This window comes from Rhodococcus sp. MS16, from assembly GCF_013277795.1.
In the GTDB taxonomy this organism is placed as follows: Bacteria; Actinomycetota; Actinomycetes; order Mycobacteriales; family Mycobacteriaceae; genus Rhodococcus_F; species Rhodococcus_F globerula.
Genome location: NZ_VBTM01000001.1, coordinates 235,261 through 254,342, shown reverse-complemented (window position 1 = coordinate 254,342; position 19,082 = coordinate 235,261). Strand labels below are relative to the sequence as shown.

Annotated in this window: 21 protein-coding genes; 9 read left to right on the top strand and 12 right to left on the bottom strand. The window is 62.2% G+C overall.

Annotation, left to right across the window (positions count from 1 at the left end; translation table 11 throughout):
• The first annotated feature begins 9 nt into the window (after positions 1-9).
• Positions 10-678 carry an SIMPL domain-containing protein gene (locus FEZ60_RS01200; protein ID WP_095886084.1) on the top strand — a complete coding sequence of 223 codons (669 nt, stop codon included), beginning with the start codon at positions 10-12 and terminating at the stop codon, positions 676-678.
• On the opposite strand, the gene FEZ60_RS01195 is transcribed toward FEZ60_RS01200, so the two are convergent.
• The 4 genes from FEZ60_RS01195 to FEZ60_RS01180 all read right to left on the bottom strand — a co-directional run bounded on the left by FEZ60_RS01195 (position 679) and on the right by FEZ60_RS01180 (position 6,244).
• Positions 679-2,280: an MDR family MFS transporter gene (locus tag FEZ60_RS01195; protein ID WP_172935350.1), complete on the bottom strand. Its 1,602-nt coding sequence runs from the start codon at positions 2,278-2,280 to the stop codon at positions 679-681.
• A gap of 21 nt (positions 2,281-2,301) precedes the next feature.
• A complete protein-coding gene (locus FEZ60_RS01190) occupies positions 2,302-2,790 on the bottom strand; it encodes a MarR family winged helix-turn-helix transcriptional regulator (protein WP_242484359.1) in 489 nt (162 codons plus the stop codon).
• Between the two features lie 150 nt (positions 2,791-2,940).
• Positions 2,941-4,215, bottom strand: a complete 1,275-nt coding sequence (locus tag FEZ60_RS01185; RefSeq protein ID WP_033234769.1) for a class I SAM-dependent RNA methyltransferase — start codon at positions 4,213-4,215, stop codon at positions 2,941-2,943.
• A gap of 34 nt (positions 4,216-4,249) precedes the next feature.
• On the bottom strand, positions 4,250-6,244 hold the full coding sequence (locus FEZ60_RS01180) for an APC family permease (protein ID WP_033234770.1): 1,995 nt from the start codon (positions 6,242-6,244) through the stop codon (positions 4,250-4,252).
• Between the two features lie 171 nt (positions 6,245-6,415).
• Between FEZ60_RS01180 and FEZ60_RS01175 the strand changes: the two genes are divergently transcribed.
• From FEZ60_RS01175 to FEZ60_RS01165, 3 genes are all read left to right on the top strand, one after another.
• Positions 6,416-7,081, top strand: coding sequence for a TrkA family potassium uptake protein (locus FEZ60_RS01175; RefSeq protein WP_033234771.1), 666 nt, complete (start codon positions 6,416-6,418; stop codon positions 7,079-7,081).
• Positions 7,082-7,159: 78 nt separating this feature from the next.
• On the top strand, positions 7,160-7,822 hold the full coding sequence (locus tag FEZ60_RS01170) for a TrkA family potassium uptake protein (protein WP_033234772.1): 663 nt from the start codon (positions 7,160-7,162) through the stop codon (positions 7,820-7,822).
• 50 nt (positions 7,823-7,872) lie between these two features.
• Positions 7,873-8,166 (top strand): GNAT family N-acetyltransferase, encoded by a 294-nt coding sequence (locus FEZ60_RS01165; protein ID WP_033234773.1) that lies wholly within the window; start codon positions 7,873-7,875, stop codon positions 8,164-8,166.
• Here FEZ60_RS01165 and FEZ60_RS01160 read toward each other — a convergent pair.
• Positions 8,159-8,836, bottom strand: a complete 678-nt coding sequence (locus FEZ60_RS01160) for a DUF3159 domain-containing protein (protein WP_045067432.1) — start codon at positions 8,834-8,836, stop codon at positions 8,159-8,161. The genes FEZ60_RS01165 and FEZ60_RS01160 overlap by 8 nt on opposite strands.
• Before the next feature lie 66 nt (positions 8,837-8,902).
• Positions 8,903-9,277, bottom strand: coding sequence for an OB-fold nucleic acid binding domain-containing protein (locus FEZ60_RS01155; RefSeq protein ID WP_033234775.1), 375 nt, complete (start codon positions 9,275-9,277; stop codon positions 8,903-8,905).
• Between the two features lie 137 nt (positions 9,278-9,414).
• On the opposite strand from FEZ60_RS01155, the gene FEZ60_RS01150 reads away from it, so the two are divergent.
• The gene (locus tag FEZ60_RS01150) at positions 9,415-10,161 is read left to right on the top strand and encodes an alpha/beta hydrolase (protein ID WP_172935349.1); all 747 of its coding nucleotides are present in this window, start codon (positions 9,415-9,417) and stop codon (positions 10,159-10,161) included.
• On the opposite strand, the gene FEZ60_RS01145 is transcribed toward FEZ60_RS01150, so the two are convergent.
• Both FEZ60_RS01145 and dut read right to left on the bottom strand, forming a co-directional pair.
• A complete protein-coding gene (locus FEZ60_RS01145; RefSeq protein ID WP_033234776.1) occupies positions 10,155-10,982 on the bottom strand; it encodes a DUF3710 domain-containing protein in 828 nt (275 codons plus the stop codon). The two genes, FEZ60_RS01150 and FEZ60_RS01145, sit on opposite strands and share 7 nt — an antisense overlap.
• 3 nt (positions 10,983-10,985) lie before the next feature.
• Positions 10,986-11,480 carry a dUTP diphosphatase gene (gene dut, locus FEZ60_RS01140; protein WP_033234988.1) on the bottom strand — a complete coding sequence of 165 codons (495 nt, stop codon included), beginning with the start codon at positions 11,478-11,480 and terminating at the stop codon, positions 10,986-10,988.
• Between the two features lie 93 nt (positions 11,481-11,573).
• On the opposite strand from dut, the gene FEZ60_RS01135 reads away from it, so the two are divergent.
• Positions 11,574-12,074, top strand: coding sequence for a DUF3093 domain-containing protein (locus FEZ60_RS01135; protein WP_033234777.1), 501 nt, complete (start codon positions 11,574-11,576; stop codon positions 12,072-12,074).
• Positions 12,075-12,172: 98 nt separating this feature from the next.
• Here the strand turns inward: FEZ60_RS01135 and FEZ60_RS01130 are convergent, their stop codons facing one another.
• Complete coding sequence (locus tag FEZ60_RS01130; RefSeq protein WP_003942593.1) at positions 12,173-12,475, bottom strand: DUF4193 domain-containing protein; 303 nt, start codon at positions 12,473-12,475, stop codon at positions 12,173-12,175.
• A 535-nt stretch (positions 12,476-13,010) separates the two neighbouring features.
• On the opposite strand from FEZ60_RS01130, the gene cei reads away from it, so the two are divergent.
• The gene (gene cei, locus FEZ60_RS01125; RefSeq protein ID WP_033234778.1) at positions 13,011-13,691 is read left to right on the top strand and encodes an envelope integrity protein Cei; all 681 of its coding nucleotides are present in this window, start codon (positions 13,011-13,013) and stop codon (positions 13,689-13,691) included.
• On the opposite strand, the gene FEZ60_RS01120 is transcribed toward cei, so the two are convergent.
• On the bottom strand, positions 13,681-14,610 hold the full coding sequence (locus FEZ60_RS01120) for an inositol monophosphatase family protein (RefSeq protein WP_045067426.1): 930 nt from the start codon (positions 14,608-14,610) through the stop codon (positions 13,681-13,683). The two genes, cei and FEZ60_RS01120, sit on opposite strands and share 11 nt — an antisense overlap.
• 95 nt (positions 14,611-14,705) lie before the next feature.
• Here FEZ60_RS01120 and FEZ60_RS01115 point away from each other — a divergent pair, with 95 nt between their 5' ends.
• Together FEZ60_RS01115 and FEZ60_RS01110 are read left to right on the top strand one after the other, a co-directional pair.
• Positions 14,706-15,449 (top strand): polyphosphate--glucose phosphotransferase, encoded by a 744-nt coding sequence (locus FEZ60_RS01115; protein WP_116104010.1) that lies wholly within the window; start codon positions 14,706-14,708, stop codon positions 15,447-15,449.
• Positions 15,450-15,561: 112 nt separating this feature from the next.
• Complete coding sequence (locus FEZ60_RS01110) at positions 15,562-17,007, top strand: RNA polymerase sigma factor (RefSeq protein ID WP_202025569.1); 1,446 nt, start codon at positions 15,562-15,564, stop codon at positions 17,005-17,007.
• Positions 17,008-17,077: 70 nt separating this feature from the next.
• On the opposite strand, the gene FEZ60_RS01105 is transcribed toward FEZ60_RS01110, so the two are convergent.
• Both FEZ60_RS01105 and FEZ60_RS01100 read right to left on the bottom strand, forming a co-directional pair.
• Entirely contained in the window at positions 17,078-17,884 is an 807-nt protein-coding gene (locus FEZ60_RS01105; protein ID WP_172935348.1) for a tyrosine-protein phosphatase, read from the bottom strand.
• A 21-nt stretch (positions 17,885-17,905) separates the two neighbouring features.
• On the bottom strand, positions 17,906-19,078 hold the full coding sequence (locus FEZ60_RS01100; protein ID WP_033234781.1) for a cation:proton antiporter: 1,173 nt from the start codon (positions 19,076-19,078) through the stop codon (positions 17,906-17,908).
• Positions 19,079-19,082: the final 4 nt, after the last annotated feature.

Below are 19,082 nucleotides of genomic sequence, written 5' to 3'. Positions count from 1 at the left end.
AGAAGCCCAATGACCTTCACTCATTCGGAACAGTCGGACGCGACCAGCGTGACGGTCAGTGGAATCGGCCGCGCAACAGCCACTCCCGACATTGCCCGGTTGTCGATTGGCATCTCGGTGACAGACCCGGCAGTTGCCGACGCGTTCGGTGCCCTGGCCAGGCACTCGACCGCATTGACGGACGTACTGCACGCACACGGCATCCGCGGAGCCGACCTCGTGACAACAGGATTGAGCATCCACCCGCAGACTCAGTGGGTGGACGGCGGCCGAGCAGAAACCACCGGTTTCACTGCGTCGACGACATTTCGAATAGTAGTGCGCGAGTTGAGTGCGAACAGCTCGCATTCTCCCGCCGCCGTTATCGCTGATTGTGTGTCCGCCTCCGGCGACGCGATCCGACTCGACAGCGTGGCATTCGACCTCGAGGATCGAACGGCGCTGGCCGAGCTCGCCCGCGAATCTGCCTGGGCGTCAGCACAATCAAAAGCCGCACAGTTCGCGGCCCTGGCACGGAAAAATCTGGTCGACACCCTCGAGATTGTCGAGGGCGCCGACCAGATGGTCCCGGTGCACGGTGTATTTGCCGCGGCTCGGGCAGATTCTGCTCCGCTAGCCGTCGAACACGGTGAGATCGAGGAAACGATCTCGATCCGTGTTCGATGGTCTATGGCGTGATCAGCGTGAAGCCGACTTTTCGAGGTTGACCTCGTCCACCTCGGGTACAACGATGTCGATCGTGGTTCGCAGTGCCCGGTTCGGGATGAAGGAAACCGCTACCAAGGTGACGATGGCAACAACGGCTGCGACCAGGAAGATGCGTCCCGTTGCGTCGCCGTACGCGAATCGAACGATCTGTCCGACGAAGTCGGGCATGTTGTTCAGGTCGAGTCCGTCCTGCAAGCTCTTGCCTGCAACCATCTGCTGCTCGGGCGGCAGTGCGGACACGGATTCCTTGGTCAGGGTGCCGACGCGACTTGCCAGGATGGAACCCAGTACCGACACGCCGATCGCACCACCGAAGGTACGGAAGAACGCAACGATACTGCTTGCCGCGCCGATGTTTTCGACGCTGACGGTGTTCTGGACCGCGAGCACGATGTTCTGCATCAGCATGCCGGTACCCAAACCGACGATGGCCATGAAGATTCCGATGGTCCACAGGTTGGTCGCGTGGTCGATCGTCGAGAGCAGACCGAAACCGATGAGCAGCAGCACTGCGCCGGAAACAACGAACGGCTTCCACTGACCGAATTTGGTGATCATCTGACCCGAGCCGACCGAGGCGACGAGCATGCCTGCCACCATGGGGATGGTGAGCAGTCCGGCTGCCGTCGGATCGAAACCGCGAGCTGTCTGGAAGTACTGCGTCAGGAAGGTCGTTGCACCGAACAGGCCGACACCCACTGCGACCGACGCGATGATTGCCAACGCGGTGGTGCGCTCGGTGATGATCTTGATCGGCAGGATCGGATCCTTGACCTTGGATTCGACGAACATCGTCAGAGCCAGCAAGGCAAGTCCGCCGAAGACGAAGTACAGCGACTGCATCGAGAACCAGGCGTAGTAGTCATCCTGACCGGCGAAGGAAACCCAGATCAGCAGAACGCTGACACCGGCGGTGAGCAAGGTGGCACCCAACCAGTCGATGGAGACGTTTTCCTTCTTCTCGGTCTCGATGTGCAATGTGCGCTGCAGGAGGAACAGTGCGATGACTGCCAACGGAACACACACGTAGAAGCACCAGCGCCAACCGACCGTGTCGACAATGACACCGCCGAGAACGGGTCCACCGGACATCGAGACAGCCATGGCAGCACCCATGTAGCCGGAGTACCGACCACGATCACGCGGCGGAATGATGGAGCCGATGATGGCCACGACGAGGGCAGTCAAACCACCCATGCCGATGCCCTGAATCACGCGGGCGCCAAGAAGCAGCGGCACGTTATGCGCTGCGCCGGCGATGATGGAACCGACCACGAAGATCACGATCGACGTCTGGACCAGCAACTTCTTGTTGAAGAGGTCAGACAATTTGCCCCAGATGGGCGTCGACGCGGCCGTCGCGAGCAGTGCCGCCGTGATGATCCAGGCGTACTGCGTCTGCGTTCCGTGCAATTCACCGATGATGGTCGGGAGAGCCGTCGAGACGATGGTGCTGCTCAGCAGCGCGGTAAAGAGTGCCGCGATGAGTCCGGTGAGGACTTTCAAAATTTCGCTGTGCGTCATCGCACCGCTCTCGGTACTAGCCCGAGTTTCTCCAACTGTGGCTGACATGTGCTTATCTCCCAATAGTTTCTACGCCCGCGACCGGCAAGGCCGGGTGCGGGACTGCAGGTGAGGCCGACGATGGAGCGCTGCGCCGAACGTCTCGTTGAGACGTTGTAGCGATGACACTGCGGCCATGGCCTCTTCCTGGCTCCAGTCTTCGAGCATGCTGCGCAATCGCGCCGCTCGCCGTTGTTTTGTTTCCTCGAGAACGCTGTGCCCCTCGTCCGAGACCCGGATCCGGAACGCTCTCTTGTCTGCGGGGTCGGGACTTCGCTCGACATACCCGGCATCCACGAGATCGGACATCTGCCGACTGAGCGAGGACTGGCTGACACAGAGGTCTACTGCCAGCTCGTTCTGCCTGCACTCCCCTTTGGCTGCCAGCATGAACAACACACTGATCAGCGCCGGGGGCAACACGCTTTCAGCGCTGTGCGTCACCACGGCCCGCAAGGATCTGCCGAACAGGAAAACCGTGTCGACAAGAGCTTGGGCCGTATCCGGCTGCACTGACATGAGAACCCCTGACAACGATCTACGCGAAAACTACTTGCAGAACGCAACTATACATTTAGTTGCATAGCTCAAGCAACCTCTGGCGACGCGATAAGGGTCACACCCGATTCGGGAATCAGCTAACCGACAGCGATCAGACCCTGACAGTGATCAACGCTCGAGCAGAGCTATGCATTCCACATGATGCGTTTGAGGAAAAGCGTCGAAGGCACGGAGTCCACCGATGCGGAATCCCTGCTCGAGATACAGACCGATATCCCGGCCGAACGATGCCGGATCACACCCGATATGAATCACACGTTCGGTGCCGGTCGACGCGATCGCCTCCACCACCGGTCGGCCGGCGCCCGCTCGCGGCGGATCGAGAACAATCACACCCGGCGCGGAAGACAATGACGCGCTTGCGACGATCTTCTCCACCCGGTCAGTGTGGAATCGGACCTGCTCCAGATCGGACAACGCTGCCCGGCCGTCCGATGTTGCCCGCGCCGACAACTCCACGGATTCCACGACGCCATCCGATCCGACAAGATCGGCCAGTACCGCCGCGAACACTCCGACCCCGCCGTACAGATCCCACGCGGTAGCACCGGAGCCGACACCGGCCCAGTCTCGCACAACATCTGAATATGCTTGCGCGGCACCACGATGCGCCTGCCAGAAGCCCGTCGCGGACAATTCCCACTCGCGGGTTCCCACGCGCTCACGCACGGTGTCATTACCGATCGCAACACGAGTTTTCCGCGGGCCGCTGCTCGCAGCACGGCGAGCCGTCGCCCCGCGCCGACCGGGCGCACGGCGCCCCGCCTTCGCGATGGTGGGCGCACTGATCTCGACCACATGCCTGGCACCGGTGGCGTCGAGGACCACCTGCAGTTCACTGCCCGGAGACCACTGATCTCCGGCCAATCCGTCGTAGGCACGTTCCTCGATCTGGGTGCATCGCAGGTCCGTGACAATGTGATTGCTGCGAAACGCGTGATACCCCGCCTCACCGTTTCCGTCAACGGCGAGCCGAACGCGAGTCCGCCACCCGGTGCCGTCGCCGGTGCCCGGCAGTTCCTCAACCTGCACGTCGCGTTCGACGCCGGCCAATCTCTGCAACTGCTCGGCCACCACCAGAGATTTCATCTCTCGCTGGATCTGCAGATCGGCATGCGAGTAGTCGCAGCAACCTGCTCCTCCGGGTCCGGCGATAGGGCACGTCGGGTCGATCCGATGCGGCGACGCCTCGAGAATGGATACCGCGTCGGCGCGCGCAAACGATCCGCCCTTGTCCTCGGTAACGCGAACCAGTGCCCGCTCCCCTGGCAAGCCGTGACGGACGAACACCACACGCCCCTCGTGGCGGGCAACAACAAACCCGCCGTGACCGGGCTTGCCCAGTTCCGCCTCGAAGGTCTGCCCGGTCCAATTCTCACTCAACGAACTACGCCTGCCGTTCCATTTTCTTGATCAATCATTTTTCTCCGGCGTCGTAACCACGACGAGTTGCGCCGGCTGTCTTCTCGATATCGAGGGGTTTGGCCTTTGCCGACGAACTCAACTGCCACGGAACACTCGTCACCATGACGCCGGGCTGGAAGAGCAAACGGCTCTTGAGTCGCAATGCGCTCTGGTTGTGCAGGATCTGCTCCCACCAATGGCCGACCACGTACTCGGGGATGAACACGGTAACCACGTCACGGGGTGCGTCACGTCGCACTCGCTTGACGTAGTCGAGAACCGGCTTCGTAATTTCGCGGTACGGCGACTCGATCACCTTGAGCGGCACCGTCACGTCGCTCTTCTCCCACTGCCGAACGAGCGCGCGGGTGTCAGGTTCGTCGACGTTGACGGTGATTGCCTCGAGCGTGTCCGGTCGTGTTGCTCGCGCATAGGCCAGGGCGCGCATCGTCGGCATGTGCAGCTTCGAGACAAGCACGATCGAGTGCGTGCGGCTGGGAAGCACACCGTCCCACTCCTGCTCCTCGAGTTCGGCGGCAACGCTGTCGTAGTGGCGTCTGATCAGCTTCATCACGCCGAAGATGGCCACCATCGCGACGATTGCGATCCAGGCACCCGCTGCGAACTTGGTGATCAGAACGATGATCAGCACGGCACCGGTCATCGCGAGACCGATCGAGTTGATGACCCGCGACCGCTGCATACGAGCGCGCTGTGCCTTGTCCGTCTCGGACTTCAGGTGGCGCGTCCAGTGCTTGATCATGCCGGTCTGACTGAGCACGAACGAGACGAAGACACCGACGATGTACAGCTGGATCAGCTTGGTGACCTCAGCGCCGAAGATGACCACAAACGCGATGGCTGCAGCCGACAGGAACAAAATGCCGTTGCTGAATGCCAGGCGGTCGCCGCGAGTGTGCAACTGACGTGGCAGATAGCGATCCTGAGCCAGGATGGATGCGAGGACGGGGAATCCGTTGAACGCGGTGTTCGCTGCCAGCACGAGGATCAGCGCGGTGACAATCGCGATGAAGAAGAATCCGATCGGGAATCCGTTGAACACAGCTTCGGCGATCTGCGCGATCAGTGTCTTCTGGTGGTAACCCTCAGGAGCGCCGACCAGCTGTTCTGCCGGATTGTGGGCGTAGACGATGCCGATCTTCTGAGCCAGGATGATGATGCCCATCAGCAAGACGATGGCGATCGAACCGAGCAGCAGCAAGGTCGTGGCAGCATTGCGCGACTTCGGCTTCTGGAAGGCCGGCACACCGTTGCTGATTGCCTCGACGCCGGTCAGCGCGGCACAACCCGAGGAAAACGCGCGCGCGATCAGGAACGCGAAGGCAATTCCGTACAGATGCGAGTCCTCGGCATTGAGTGTGAACGACGACGATTCCGCGTGAACATCTTCACCGAGCACGTAGATCCGGAAGAACCCCCACGCCAACATCAAGAACATCCCGACGATGAAGGCGTAGGTCGGAATCGCGAATGCAGTTCCCGACTCCCGGATGCCGCGTAGGTTCACCGCCGTCAGCAGGACGATCGCCGCCACCGCGAACAACACCTTGTGCTGAGCCACGAACGGCAGTGCCGAACCGATGTTGGACGCCGCTGACGAGATCGATACAGCAACAGTGAGCACGTAGTCGACCATCAGCGCGCTGCCCACGGTCAAGCCCGCTGTCGGCCCGAGATTGACCGTCGCCACCTCGTAGTCACCACCACCGGACGGATACGCGTGGACGTTCTGGCGGTAGCTCGCCACCACGACAGCCATCACGATGGCGACCGACAGGCCGATCCACGGCGTGTAGGCGTACGCCGAAATGCCCGCAACGGAGAGAACCAGGAAGATTTCTTCGGGGGCATAGGCAACGGACGACATGGCGTCGGACGCGAACACAGGGAGCGCAATCCGCTTGGGTAGCAGCGTGTGCCCGAGTTTGTCACTTCGGAACGGCCGGCCGAGCAAGAGCCGCTTGGTCGCGGTCGAGAGCTTAGACACGTCCAAAGCGTAAGCCGTCGAGCCTGAAATGGAGTCATCCGCCGTAGAACTGCACCGTCATCCCCGCAATCACAACGGAATTGCGCCAGTCGAGACTTGCTCTTCCCGCTCAGCGATGTACGGTTCGTTTCGGCGTGCAATCGCGTCGAAAGTCCATGAACGGAGTAGGTCGTGTATGTCGTCATCATGGGATGCGGTCGTGTGGGATCTTCCCTCGCCGCGTCCCTGACCAGGATCGGACACGAAGTTGCGGTCATCGACCGCGATCAGAGTGCATTTCTGCGTCTCGACCATGATTTCCCGGGAACCACAGTCCTCGGCATGGGTTTCGACCGCGACGTACTGATTCGATCAGGCATCGAGCGCGCCGACGCCTTCGCGGCAGTCTCGTCGGGTGATAATTCCAACATCATCGCGGCCCGGGTCGCGCGCGAGACTTTTGGTGTCGAACGCGTCGTCGCACGAATCTACGACGCGAAGCGCGCCGCTGTGTACGAGCGCCTCGGCATCCCCACCGTGGCAACAGTTCCATGGTCGACCGACCGGTTCCTGCACACGTTGACCAAGGAAAGCCAGACGGCAAAGTGGCGCGATCCGTCGGGAAACGTCGCGATCACCGAACTTGCGCTACACGAGGATTGGGCCGGTAAATCCATCTCGGTTCTCGAAGGCGCGACCAATTCCCGGGTGGCATTCATCATCCGCTTCGGTACCGGCGTTCTCCCCGATCGCAAGACCGTCATCCAAGCCGACGACCAGGTGTACATCGCAGCGGTGTCCGGCACCGTCGCCGAAGCGATCGCACTTGCCGGCAATCCGCCGCCGAGCGACGACTGAGGCGGCTGCTATGCACACGTCACACCCGACCGCACTGCCCGAAAACATGATGCACCACAACGTGATTGGAAGTTCCAGGTGAAGGTCGCCATCGCCGGCGCAGGTGCCGTAGGTCGCTCCATTGCGCGCGAGCTGATTCGCAGTAACCACGACGTCATGCTGATCGAACGCAAGATCGAACACGTCGAACCCGAGTCAGTGCCCGAAGCCACCTGGGTACATGCCGATGCCTGTGAGCTCAGCCGACTCGAGGAGGCCTCGCTGGAGGAGTACGAGGTGGTGATCTCCGCAACCGGTGACGACAAAGCCAACCTCGTACTGAGCTTGCTCGCAAAAACGGAATTCGGCGTGCGCCGCGTTGTCGCCCGCGTCAACGATCCGCGAAACGAATGGCTGTTCGACGAGTCGTGGGGCGTCGACGTCGCCGTTTCCACCCCCCGGATGCTGGCATCGCTGGTCGAAGAGGCCGTCTCGGTCGGCGACTTGGTCAAACTCATGACTCTGCGTCAGGGGCAGGCCAACCTCGTCGAGATCACCCTGCCAGACAACACTCCCCTCGCCGGCAAGCCCGTCAAGCGGCTCGAACTCCCCCGAGACTGCGCGCTCGTGACGATCCTGCGCGGAGGCCGCGTCATCGTTCCCGAACTCGACGACCCGATCGAAGGCGGCGACGAACTTCTTTTCGTCGCGGCTATCGACACCGAGGACCAGCTCCGAACGGCGCTGCGTCTCGACGCCTGACAACGAGCCTCGACGCCTGACACCGACATCACACAACGAAAGGGATAATCATGGCCGCTGCACCCGAAAATACCGTTGTCGTCGACAATCCGGCTCAGAGCCGCTTCGAGATTCACGTCGACGGCGAGCTTGCCGGGATCGAGGACTACACTACTGCCGGCGACGTGCTCTCGTTCAATCACACCGAGATCTATCCCCGTTTCGAGGGATTCGGATTGGCAGCAATCCTGGTGAGCGGCGCACTGGACCAACTGCGATCACGCGGGCTGAAAGTACACCCGGTGTGCCCGTACGTCGTGAAGTTCGTCGGCAAGCACCCCGAGTATCAGGATCTGGTCAGCTGACGTCGCGCTGATCCGGCTGATCGCCTGGCTCCTCGCCTACCGCTTCGATATCGCTCTCGGTAGGCGGGGGCTCGACAATCCGATCTGCCTTGCGCACAGCCCAAATGGTGACCACAAACGCCAGGCCGGCGAGCGGCCACCCCATCGCGATACGTGCCACCGCGAGCCAACCCGTGTGATCTGTGTCGTACAACTGCGACTGCACGACGTACCGGGCGCCGAACACCAACGCCCATGCCGCGGTAGCGATGTCGTAAGCCCGCACCGCGCCTTTGTGTCGACGCCACAGGTTGCCGTGACCGTTGAGAAAACCCCAGATGATGCCGACCAGGGGCCAGCGAATCAGTATCGACACTACAAATGCGGCACCATAGGCGAGGCTCGTGTAAATCCCGAAGAGGAAGTAGCCCTTCGCATCTCCGGTGCGGTGCGCGATGAACGCCGATACGGCGACACCGAGAACGCCTGAAATTGCCGGCTGGATCGACTCTTTACGGAAGACGCGCCACGCTGCGATCAGCACGGCCACGCCCACTGCCGCCCAGATGGCAGCGGTGAGGTTCCAGATGCTGTTGACCGGAACAAAGATCAGAATCGGCAGCGACGTGTAGACGAGACCACTCACTCCACCGAGTTGGTCCATCACCGATTGCTGTTTGGGTTCGCTCACCTGTCGAGGGTGCCACACGCGCCGCGTTATGCGGCAAATGCGCTGTGTCTGGTCCTACGGCTGCGGCTACTCGCCGCGCAGCTCGTAGTACGGATTGAAGATTGCCTTGCGCCCGTCCCGCTCGCCGACGCGGCCACGGATCAGGATGGTCTTGCCGGTCTCGATGCCCGGAATCCGGCGGCGGCCGATCCAGACGAGGTTGATGACCTCGGTGCCGTCGAAGAATTCCGCCTCGATACTGGCATTGCCCGACTTCGGACACGCGTCGACGCTACGGAGTCGACCCTCCATCGTGACTTCTTCACCGCGCCGACAGTCGCATGCTTTCCGGCCTCCCACGGCCTCGATGGACTCGGTCATTTCCTGTGCATCCAACTGATCGACATCCTCGGTGAGGCGACGAGTCAGTCGGCGAAAATATCCTGCGGCGGCGGGTGCCATTGCGCGCTCCTGCGAACAAATGTGACGCACGGGTTTCGCGTCACGGAAGGGCTGTGTGTTCGCCACTGTAGCCCCATTACGAGCGGGTAACCACACCGGTCGATCGGTGATCTCGGGGCACCAGGCAAGATCAGGTAATGGCGCTCACACATTCACCGTCCGTTGCCGTCGTTCTCCCTGGTACGGGCTCTGACGCACACTTCGTGGACCACGCGTTCCGCGGGCCGCTCAGCGCTCGAAGTGTGCGCACCGTCGCAATCGAACCGGACCCTCGGCGTGTCGTCGGCAGCTACCTCGACGCGATGGATGCCGCAGCCACCGAATACGGGAAAATCCTTGTCGGTGGTGTGTCCATCGGTGCTGCCGTCGCCTTGCAGTGGGCAGCGCTCAATCCGGACAAGACGTCGGGAGTATTGGCGGCGCTGCCACCGTGGACCGGAGCACCCGATCACGCACCGGCAGCGGCGAGCGCACGGTTCACCTCGTCACAGCTGCGCAGCGAAGGTCTGGAATCGGTCATTGCAGCGATGCTCGCCTCCAGCCCGGCCTGGCTGGGACACGAACTGGAACGTTCGTGGCGTTCGCAGTGGCCGGATCTGCCGGCGGCTCTCGACGAGGCCGCGACGTATTACTCGCTGACCGAAGCAGCTCTTGCGGAGATCGACGTTCCGGTCGGAATCGCGATAGCGCTCGACGATCCGGTTCATCCGGCGACCGTCGGCTACGAATGGGCGGCCGCGCTCCCCCGCGCCGAAGTGGGCACAGTCGAGCTCGACCAGATCGGCCACGACGCCGCGATACTCGGGGCCACCTGCCTCGAGGCGCTCACGGCGGCCGGATTCTCTCAACCGCCGCGAGCGCCTGAAGTAAACGTGAGTTACTGACCCAATTGCTGCATGGCAGAACCGGATTCGCCCCGGCGCTGCGGCGGGACCGGCGGCGTGGGCGGCTGTTGCTGCACCTGCTGGCTCGCAGCGATCTGCTGATCGACTTGTTGCTGAGCTGCGGCCTGCTGCTGCGCGACCATCTGCTGCTCATGCGCGGCAGCGAGCTGCTCGGCCAACGCCTGCGGCAGCACCACCGGCAGCGGAGTCCGCACCGGATGTGGCTCCGCTCCGCGATTGACGACGGTATCGCGCAGAATGTCGCGCGCAATAGCAACCAGCGGCGCGCCGGCGGCTGTCGATCCACTGGGACCGGCCACAACACACCGAACCATCCACCGCGGACCGTCGACACCGATGAAACGCAAATCCATGGCAGCGGTCTCCGCGACCAGTTCGCGACCCCACGGACCGTTCTCGATGCTGACCGGCGAATTGTCGTCTCGCAAGGACTGCGCCAGTTCGGCGACAACCTCACGCCACTGGCCAGGCGATTTCGGTGCCGCGTAGGCGGCGACAGTGACCCGTCCGTGTTCGGTGACCAGGTGCACGGCCTGGGGTGACCCGTTTGGCGCCATCTCCACCTGCAGTTGGCCGCCAGGAGGCATCGGAACCAGAACAGAACCGAGATCGAGTCGCTGACCGTTCCGACCGGCAGTCGGATCGTCGGACTCGATGTCCGCGATGTCGTACGGGCCCTCGGACTCTTCGCTCACCGTGTCGTCTGCGTCGTCGGATTCGTCGACCTGGTCGACATCCTCGTCCTCGAAGAAACCTGTCGGTTCCTCGTCTACATCTGACTTCTTCTTACGTCCGAACATGTTTCAGACTCCCTCTACGACAGGACTCACACCTGCATCGGTGTCGAGTATCGCGTGTCCGCCGCTCGAACCGTATCCACCGGTACCTCGGGCGGTGTCGTCGAGCGACTCCACTTCCTCGAATACCGGCAGTTCGACGCGCTGAACCACGAGCTGCGCAATTCGGTCGCCGCGACGAATCTCGACCGCTGTGTCCGGGTCGAGATTGATCAGACACACCTTGAGCTCGCCTCGATAACCTGCATCCACGGTGCCCGGCGCATTCACGATGGACAAACCCGATTTTGCAGCAAGTCCGGAACGCGGATGGATGAGTCCGACAGTGCCGACCGGCAAGGCAATCGCAATACCCGTACCAACGAGGGTACGGCGGCCGGGCTCGATAGTGACATCGCTGGTGGAGCACAGATCCACACCGGCATCACCGGGATGTGCACGCTGCGGAACCGGCAGGTCTGGGTCCAGTCGCTTCAAGGCGATGGAGAGATGATCGCTCACGTCGGCCAAGACTACTCGGCGCAGACTGGAGAGAGGACTACTGGGCGCGGAGCACCTAGAGGACCACTGCGCGAGACGGACTATCCTTGACTCGTGCCCGAAACATCTCGACCTGACGTCGCTACCACAGCCCCTGCGTCCACGACGCTCTATTCCGAGCGCCTCTGGCTGCCCATCGGGTGGTGGATCGCCGGAATCGCCGTGGCCGCGCTCCTGGCAGCGGAAGTCCACATGGGGCGCCCGGGCCTGGTGTCGCTGCTCGCGTACGTGGTGCTGCTACCCATCCCGATCTGGCTGTCGTTCTGGCTCAGCCGCACCCGCGTCGAGGTTGTCGAAACCGGCGGGGTCAAGGAATTGCATGTCGGCCGAGCGCACATTCCAGTGAATCTGATCTCACGCGCCGCTGCGGTACCTGCTTCGGCAAAGAGTGCCGCGATGGGTCGCCAGCTCGACCCGTCCGCTTTTGTCCAGCACCGACCGTGGGTCAAGACCATGGTCTTGATCGTCCTCGATGATCCAGAAGATCCGACGCCGTACTGGCTCGTGAGCTCACGTCGACCCGAAGCACTGGTCAAAGCTCTCAGCGAAGACTGAGCAAAGTAGTAGGCGGTCTCACGACCGCCTTGATCCCTCGGTCGACCCGAAGACATCGGGTCGACCGTCGGGACGCAATGTAAAGCTGCGAAGAACTATCAGGCTGCGCAGTCCATGCACACGAGCTGTCCGTTTGCATCGCTCGCCAGACGGCTGCGGTGATGCACCAGGAAGCAACTCGAACACGTGAACTCGTCGGCCTGCTTCGGAACGACCCGAACCGACAGCTCTTCGCCGGAAAGGTCTGCACCGGGCAGCTCGAAGGATTCTGCAGTGTCGGTCTCGTCGATATCGACGACAGCCGACTGCGCCTCGTTGCGCCGCGCCTTCAGCTCTTCGAGCGAATCCTCCGAAACCTCGTCGGACTCTGTACGCCTCGGTGCGTCGTAGTCAGTTGCCATGTCGCTTACCCCTCATCCTTCTCGTGTATCCCGGTCCCATGAACGCCTGGAATCCGGTAGATCCCGTCATGCGCATGGAAACCGCCGTGGCATGGAGATCATTCCCTGTCGCTGCACAACGTGGCAGCGGGTGGAAAAGTGCCCGGAAACTTCTCCCGAGAACGTGATCTGTGCCTCATTTGGTTGTCATTACGGCATGGAGCCGACGCCCAGTCGAACGACCTGGGCCGCCAGACAGTAGCCGAAGTAAGCGCGAAAGTAGTAACCCATTCGGTCATTTCCGAAAAAAGTCTGCGAATCGTCACCAACTACACAGCATTTTGTGATCTTCGACCCCGAAAACTCCCCTGAAATCACCGCGGTATCACCGCAGCAGCACCGACGTATCAACTCGGCGAAATTCGGTTGACGGCCAGTCACCACACACCTGAACGGGATTGAACCGCGCGCCCTCTAAGGTAGGCACCGAACGTCACGCCCGCTCTGCTCGGCTTGACGACGAAGCTCCAACTCGTCCAGAAAGTCGAGGGATACCGTGGTTTCTCTGATCACCGAAGGCAGCGCGACCGACGACCGAGGTCGTCCGTTCCGGCGCCGACGCGTGTGGCCGGTCGTCGCGGTGTTCGCGGTACTCGCCGTCCTCGGCAGCGCGCTGTGGATCAAGATCCTCACGGCTGACGCAAAAATCAGCGATACGGTCGCCTGCAATCGCCCGCAGGCATCGTCCGATCCGGCCGCCCCACAACCGATGCCCCTCGGTTCGGTTGTGGACCGAACCACGCTGCTCGACGTGGAACCGGCGCCGCTGGCTGCGACCAAGGTTCGAGTCTTCAACGCCAACGGTGAAAGCGGTCAGGCCTCGCAGGTAGCCGCCCAGCTGAAGGACTACGGCTTTGCCAGCGCTCCAGACGTACAAGTGGGCAACGACCCGGTCTACGTTGATCAGAACATGCAATGCCAGGGCCAGATCCGCTTCGGGGAGAACGGAATCGCTGCGGCCAGTGCCGTGTGGCTGGTCGCTCCGTGTGCAGAACTGATCAGGGACGGCCGGACCGACGACACGGTCGATTTTGCGCTGGGCACGTACTTCAGCAAGGTCTCCCCCAACACCGATGCCGGCGAGGTGCTCCGCGCCCTCGCCGAGCAACCCGCGAATGCCGAAGCCGCGGCAATGGACATCGATCTCTTGAAGGCGGCGCGAACCGCTAGGTGCTGATCGGGCGGTCCGCACCGCATGCGGTGAGCATCGCCGCGAACTCGTCGGCGATCCCCGGGGCGCACGCGTAGACGATGTCGCCCGCCGCAGACGTCGAATTCGGGCCCGGAATGCAGATCACGGCACCGGCTTCCTCGGCGATCAACGAACCGGCAGCCCAATCCCATGGGCTCAGTCCGTGCTCGAAATGGGTATCGACGCGACCGGTCGCCACCATGCACAAATCCAGCGCCGCAGAACCGATCCGCCTGATGTCGCGCACCTGGGGCAAAATCTCCGCGATGAACCGCCCTTGTGCCTTGCGTCGCTGAGCGCCGTATCCGAAACCTGTAGCCACCAAAGCCATTGACAGCTCGGTCACCGGGTTGGCGGCGAGCTCACTGACCGCACCGTCCTCGGTGGTCATCGTGGCGCCGCCACCGCGGTGCGCCGAATACGTCGCCCCTGCAGACACATCGACTACCGCGCCGGCCACGGAAACTCCGTCGATCTGCACCGCTACCGACACCGCGAACGCCGGAACTCCGTAGAGGAAGTTCACAGTTCCGTCGATGGGATCGACAACCCAGCGGACCCCTACGACGTCGCCTGCGTCTCCGCCACCTTCCTCACCGAGAATCGAATCGTGCGGCCGCAGCGTCGCAAGCAGATCCCGGATCACCTGTTCCGTCTCGGTGTCGACGATCGTCACCGGGTCGGTCGGTGTGCTCTTGGCCGCAACGGTTCCGGCGTCGGAACCGTTCTCGCTCTCACCCGAACCGACGACGCCGAACACTTCCGGACGACGGGCGCGAACGTGCGCAGCAGCGCGTTCCGCGACGGCCACCGCCACCACTCTCAGTTCGGCAGGATCGAGCGAATCCGTGGACAACTCGGACAGGGAAATCTCTTGTGGGCGCACACCACCATCGCAACACATCCCTCGTTGCGCCGCACCACGCGCACCCAATCGGGTTAGTGTTTGATTCGGTCAGATCGCGACATTCGAATTCGAGCCCTCAGGAGCGCAGGACGATGACAACGACAGGTTTCGGAATCGATGTAGGCGGCAGTGGAGTCAAGGGCGCTCTCATCGATCTGAGCACCGGCGAGATGATCGGTGAGCGCATCAAGATCCTGACCCCGCAACCCTCGACTCCCGAGGCAATCGCCACGACTGTGACGCAGATCGTCGAGCAAGCCGGCTGGGCCGGACCGGTCGGCATCACCCTGCCGTCGGTCGTCACCGGTGGCGTCGCTCGCAGCGCCGCCAACATCGACAAGTCCTGGATCGGAACCGACGCTGTTGCACTGTTCGGCAAGGCTCTCGGCGGCCGGGCCGTCACCGTTCTGAACGACGCCGATGCCGCAGGTATCGCCGAAGACACCTACGGCGCCGGCAAGGACGCGTCCGGGGTTGTCATCTTGCTGACCTTCGGAACCGGCATCGGGTCGGCGATTCTGCACAACGGAGTTCTGTTGCCCAACACCGAGTTCGGCCACCTCCAAGTCGACGGCAAGGAAGCCGAACATCGAGCTGCGTCGTCGGTGAAGGAGAAAAAAGATCTGAGCTACAAGCACTGGGCCGTCGAGGTCTCGAAGGTGCTCACGACGATCGAGGATCTGACGTGGCCCGATTTGTTCATCGCCGGCGGCGGGATCAGTCGCAAACACGAAAAGTGGATTCCGCTGCTGACCAACCGCACGCCAGTCGTTCCGGCCGCACTCCTGAACACCGCCGGAATCGCAGGCGCCGCCCTCGCCGCATCGAAAATTTAGGGTGATTCCGCTGGCGATGGGCCAAGCGAAAAGGTGAAACAAGGGGTTAATCCGGTCCGAAAAAAGCCGTTAACGCCCGTCGTGACGTAAGAGTTTCCTGAGAGTCGTTACAATGGTGGAGTCCGGCTGCGCGCCGGCCACAACCATTGACCTCTCCGCCGGATCACCACTCTGGCGTGACGCCGCACGACACCGTCACGAAAGGGCGTACGTGGCAGCCACCGATACACGTCAGACTGCTGATTCTCCATCAGAGTCAGAGCCACAATCTTCAGCCGTGGAGGCGGCCACCGTCACAGCTCCGGCCGCCAAGAAGGCACCGGCGAAGAAGGCCCCCGCCAAGAAGGCAGCAGCTAAGAAGGCCCCCGCCAAGAAAGCTCCGGCGAAGAAGGCCGCAGCAAAGAAGGCAGGCCCCAAGAAGGCCGGGGATCCTGATGTAGAAGACGGCGACGTCGAGTTGGAAGACATCGACATCACGGACGGAGACCTCGAAGAGGTCGAGGTCGTCGCAGTCGGCGAGGACGAAGAGCCCGCCACCGAGGAACCGACCGACAAGGACAAAGCGTCCGGCGACTTCGTCTGGGACGAGGAAGAGTCCGAGGCACTTCGTCAGGCTCGTAAGGATGCCGAACTCACGGCGTCCGCCGACTCCGTTCGCGCCTACCTCAAGCAGATCGGCAAGGTCGCACTCCTCAACGCCGAAGAGGAAGTCGAACTCGCCAAACGCATCGAAGCCGGTCTGTACGCCGTGCAGATCATGCAGGATCTTGCTGACAAGGGCGAAAAGCTGCCTGCAGCTCAGCGCCGCGACATGAGCTGGATCTGCCGCGACGGCAATCGCGCCAAGAACCACCTCCTCGAAGCCAACCTCCGACTCGTCGTCTCGCTCGCGAAGCGATACACGGGCCGCGGCATGGCGTTCCTGGACCTCATCCAGGAAGGCAACCTGGGCCTGATCCGTGCAGTCGAGAAGTTCGACTACACCAAGGGCTACAAGTTCTCGACCTACGCAACATGGTGGATCCGTCAGGCCATCACCCGTGCCATGGCCGACCAGGCACGCACCATCCGTATCCCGGTGCACATGGTGGAGGTCATCAACAAGCTCGGCCGTATCCAGCGAGAGCTGCTCCAGGACCTGGGCCGTGAGCCCACGCCGGAAGAGCTCGCCAAGGAAATGGACATCACGCCGGAGAAGGTGCTGGAAATCCAGCAGTACGCGCGTGAGCCCATCTCTCTCGACCAGACCATCGGCGACGAGGGCGACAGCCAGCTCGGTGACTTCATCGAAGACTCCGAAGCTGTTGTCGCAGTTGACGCCGTCTCGTTCACCTTGCTGCAGGATCAGCTGCAGTCGGTCCTCGAGACGCTGTCCGAGCGCGAAGCCGGAGTGGTTCGCCTGCGCTTCGGCCTCACCGACGGCCAGCCGAGGACTTTAGACGAAATCGGACAGGTCTACGGCGTCACGCGTGAGCGTATTCGCCAGATCGAATCGAAGACGATGTCGAAGCTGCGCCACCCGTCGCGTTCGCAGGTACTGCGCGACTACCTCGACTAGTCACACCAGCTCCACAAAAAGAGCCGCTCCCCTGTTCCTCGGGGAGCGGCTCTTTTTCTTTCGTACAGCCTCAGGCCAAGAGTTTGTTCTCGAGCCGTGCGATATCGTCCTGGCTCAACTGAAGGCCGTCCCGGACGTAGTTGTCGAAACTGCCGTAGATGCGCTCGACTGTCGCGAACGACGTATCCAGCCACGACTGCTCGACACCGTCCACGAAGGCTATGCCGGTGCGGGGACCGGTCAGGTACTGGTTGCTCAGCAAGTAGTCGGCGTTCACGTCTTCGCGGGACACACCGAGCAGTGTCAGCAGAACGGCAGTCATCCAGCCGGTTCGGTCCTTGCCTGCCGAACAGTGGTACAGGACAGCGCCGTCCGTGTCAGCGATATTCGCCAGTGCGTCGTGGAATGCTCGGCTCGCTCCGGGATCACTCACCATGACCGTGTACATCGACTGCATATCCGCCAGAGCCGGGAAGTTCACCGGGTTGGTCCCGATCACGTCGAACCAATTGCTCCGGGCACCCTCCGGGATGCGGTCCGGGGACATGGCGCGTTCGACGACCGTCCGGAAGTCGTCGACCGACGCCACGCCGCGCTGGTGCAGCACCGCAAGATCCGAGGGCGTCAGTTTGTCGAGTGCATTGGTCCGGAAGACCTGTCCCATCCGAACCGTACGTCCATCCGACGTTCGATAGCCGCCGACGTCCCTCGCATTCGACGCACCCTCGAGGTGCAGTGATCGGTCGACAACAACCTGCGCTGCCGCCACGCCTTGGTCTGTGGTGGGAATCCCGCCCGCAAACGCGGGAACCGGAGCACACGCGAGCAGGAAGGCACATGCCACTGTTGCGGCGGGACGAGCGATTCCATTGAGCATCAAAACAGAATATTGTCGCAATCAGGACTTTGTGCGAACTCTGATGTACAACGAGGTGACCGGTTCGACAACTCGCGCCGCAACGGGACCGATCACGGCCATCAGAAGCACGTACGCCGTTGCGAGCGCTGCGAGTTCCGGTTCCACGGCGCCCGCGGACACTGCCAGACCGGCGATGATGATCGAGAACTCGCCGCGAGCAATCAGTGCCGCGCCCGCCCTGGCCTGGCCCATGCGGGCCACACCCTGACGTTTTGCCGCCCAGGCCCCGGTGATCAGTTTGGTGATCGCGGTGACGACTGCCAAGATCGCAGCCCACCCGAGCACGGGCGGAATGGTGCTTGGATCGGTGCTGAGTCCGAACACCACGAAGAACATCGCCGCAAAAAGATCACGAAGGGGCTCGAGCACCCGACTGGCGTTGTGTGCCGTCGAACCCGAAATCGCGATGCCGAGCAGGAAGGCCCCCACCGCCGCGGAGACCTGCATCGCGGAACTGACGCCGGCCACCAGCAGTGCAGCACCAAGCAACTTCAGGAGCAATGTCTCACTGTCGGGACTGTCCAGCAGAGCCGAGACATACCGTCCGTATCGCAAGGCCACCACCAAAACGACGGTGATGACCAGCAGCGAAATTCCCACAGCTTCGAGTCCACCCATGAAGCTGACACCCGCCAGCATCGCCGTCAGAATCGGCAGGTACACCGCCATCGCAAGATCCTCGAACACGAGGATCGAGAGAACGACGGGTGTTTCGCGGTTGCCCAGACGTCCGAGGTCGCTGAGAACTTTCGCGATGATTCCCGACGACGAGATGTAGGTGACACCGGCCATGACCGTCGCGCCGACAACACCCCACCCGAGCATCAGACCGACTACCGCGCCCGGTGTGGCGTTGAGAACGATGTCGACGATGCCGGCAACCCTCGACCGTTTGAGCCCGGTCATCAATTCGGCTGCGGTGTACTCGAGTCCCAGCAGGAGCAGGAGGAGAACGATACCGATTTCGCTTGCGAGGTGCGCAAATTCGCCGATATCGCCGAGTTGGATGAATCCACCCTGACCGAAGCACAGGCCACCGATCAGGTAGAACGGGATCGGCGACATGCCGAATCGTGCTGCGAGCCTTCCTAGAAGACCGAGCGCGAAGAAGACCGCGCCCAGTTCGATGAGTGCAAGTGTGGTTGTATCCACCTGC